This is a genomic window from Burkholderia sp. MSMB1835, assembly GCF_001526365.1.
Taxonomy (GTDB): domain Bacteria; phylum Pseudomonadota; class Gammaproteobacteria; order Burkholderiales; family Burkholderiaceae; genus Burkholderia.
On the sequence record NZ_LOYP01000021.1, the window covers coordinates 1 to 3,029 of the forward strand.

At 65.1% G+C, this 3,029-nt stretch carries 1 protein-coding gene and 1 pseudogene; both read left to right on the forward strand.

Annotated elements, in window-relative coordinates; genetic code table 11:
- Window positions 1-378 (forward strand): annotated as a pseudogene (locus tag WS96_RS10515) (HlyD family secretion protein); the annotation flags it as partial.
- Between the two features lie 15 nt (window positions 379-393).
- Window positions 394-3,029, forward strand: a 2,636-nt coding sequence (locus WS96_RS10520) for an efflux RND transporter permease subunit (protein WP_059832389.1), incomplete at its 3' end; no start/stop codon positions are given.

Sequence of the window (3,029 nt, forward strand, 5' to 3'; positions counted from 1 at the left end):
GGGATGTTCGTGCGTGCACGGATCGAGGAAGGCGTGAACGAGAACGCGTTCCTGGTGCCGCAGATCGGCGTCACGCATGACCAGAAGGGCCAGGCAATTGCACTGGTCGTGACTGCGGCCAACAAGGTCGAGATGCGTCCGTTGACGACCACCGGCACGTACGGCCAGAACTGGATCGTCGAAGGCGGTCTGCAGGCGGGCGATCACGTGATCGTGCAGGGCGTCGACAAGGTGCGCCCGGGCGCGACCGTGAAGACGGTTCCCGCGCAGCTCGCTCCGGCGGCGGACGCCGCATCCGCCGCGCCGGCAAGCGCCGCGCCGGCGAATACCGCGGCCCATGCCGCAGCGAGTTCGGCCGCCGCGTCGAGCGCGCAATAACAGGGAGTCCGTTTCATGGCCAAGTTCTTTATCGATCGCCCGATCTTCGCGTGGGTGATCGCGATCGTGCTGATGCTGGCCGGCGTCGCATCGATCTTCAAGATGCCGATCGCGCAGTATCCGACGATCGCACCGCCGACGATCCAGATCCAGGCGAACTATCCGGGCGCTTCCGCGAAGACGGTGGAAGACACGGTGACGCAGGTGATCGAGCAGCAGATGAGCGGGCTCGACAACTTCCTGTACATGTCGTCGACGAGCGACGATTCGGGCAACGCGACGATCACGCTGACCTTTTCGCCGGGCACGAATCCGGACGTCGCCCAGGTGCAGGTGCAGAACAAGCTGTCGCTCGCGACGCCGAACCTGCCGCAGGTCGTGCAGCAGCTCGGCATGCAGGTCACGAAGTCGAGCAGCAACTGGCTGATGTGGTTCGCGTTCAACTCCGAGGACGGCCGGATGTCGAAGGAGGACCTGACGAACTACGTGGCGTCGCACGTGCTCGATCCGCTGAGCCGCGTCAACGGCGTCGGCCAGACGCTGCTGCTCGGTTCGCAGTTCTCGATGCGGATCTGGCTCGACCCCGTCAAGCTGACCAACTACAGCCTCACGCCGACCGACGTGACGGCCGCGATCACGCAGCAGAACGTGCAGATCGCGGGCGGCCAGATCGGCGGCACGCCGGCGAAGCCGGGCACCGTGTTGCAGGCGACGATCACCGAATCGACGCTGTTGCGCACGCCCGAACAGTTCGGCAACATCCTGCTGAAGGTCAACCAGGACGGCTCGCAGGTTCGCCTGAAGGACGTCGGCCGCGCGGCGCTGGGTTCGGAGAACTACACGTTCGACACGAAGTACATGGGGCAGCCGACGGCCGGCCTCGGCATTCAGCTCGCGACCGGCGCGAACGCGCTGGCGACCGCGAACGCGTTGCGGGCCAAGATCGACGAGCTTTCGAAGTATTTCCCGCACGGTCTCGTCGTGCACTACCCGTACGACACGACGCCGTTCGTGCGCCTGTCGATCGAGGAGGTGGTCAAGACGCTGATCGAGGGCATCGTGCTCGTGTTCCTCGTGATGTATCTGTTCCTGCAGAACCTGCGGGCGACGATCATCCCGACGATCGCGGTGCCGGTCGTGCTGCTCGGCACGTTCGCGATCATGGGCGTCGTCGGTTTCTCGATCAACACGCTGTCGATGTTCGGCCTCGTGCTCGCGATCGGCCTGCTGGTCGACGATGCGATCGTGGTGGTCGAGAACGTCGAGCGCGTGATGGCCGAGGAGGGGCTGTCGCCGAAGGAGGCGACGCGCAAGGCGATGAGCCAGATCACCGGCGCGCTCGTCGGCGTGGCGCTCGTGCTGTCGGCGGTGTTCGTGCCGGTGGCGTTCTCCGGCGGCTCGGTCGGCGCGATCTATCGTCAGTTCTCGCTGACGATCGTGTCGGCGATGGTGCTGTCGGTGCTGGTCGCGTTGATTCTGACGCCGGCACTGTGCGCGACGATCCTGAAGCCGGTCGAAAAGGGGCATCACGAAGAGAAGAAGGGTTTCTTCGGATGGTTCAACCGGACCTTCGATCGCAGCCGCGATCGCTACACGGGCGGCGTGAACCACGTGATCCGGCGCTCGGGCCGCTGGCTCGTGATCTACCTCGCCGTGTTCATCGCGGTTGGCGTGATGTTCGCGCGCCTGCCGAAGTCGTTCCTGCCCGACGAGGACCAGGGCTACATGTTCATGATCGTGCAGACCCCGTCCGGCTCGACGCAGGAAACGACCGGCAAGACGCTCGACAACATCAACACGTACCTGACCACCGCCGAGAAGGATGTGGTCGACTCGGTGTTCACGGTCAACGGCTTCAGCTTCGCGGGCCGCGGCCAGAACGCGGGCCTCGTGTTCGTGAAGCTGAAGCCATACGAGCATCGCCAGCGTTCGGACCAGAAGGTGCAGGCGCTGATCGGCCGGACCTTCGCGCACTACTCGCAGTACAAGGACGCGATGGTGATTCCGTTCAACCCGCCGTCGATTCCCGAACTCGGTACCGCCGCCGGCTTCGACTTCGAGCTGACGGACAACGCCGGTCTCGGCCACGATGCGCTGATGGCTGCGCGCGGCCAGTTGCTCGGGATGGCCGCGAAGGATCCGGCGCTCGCGCTGGTCCGCCCGAACGGCCTGAACGATACGCCGCAGTACAAGGTCGACATCGATCGCGAGAAGGCGAACGCGCTCGGCGTGACGGCCGCGGCGATCGACCAGACGTTCTCGATCGCATGGGCGTCGCAGTACGTGAACAATTTCCTCGACACCGACGGCCGGATCAAGAAGGTGTATGTGCAGGCCGACGCGCCGTTCCGGATGACGCCGGAAGACATGAACATCTGGTACGTGCGCAACAGCGCGGGCGGGATGGTGCCGTTCAGCGCGTTCTCGACCGGCCACTGGATCTACGGGTCGCCGAAGCTCGAGCGCTACAACGGCGTGTCGTCGATCGAGATCCAGGGGCAGGCCGCGGAAGGCAAGTCGACCGGCCAGGCGATGGCGGCGATGGAAGCGCTCGCGAGCAAGCTGCCGGAAGGCATCGGCTATTCGTGGACGGGCCTGTCGTTCCAGGAAATCCAGTCCGGCTCGCAGGCGCCGATCCTGTACGCGATCTC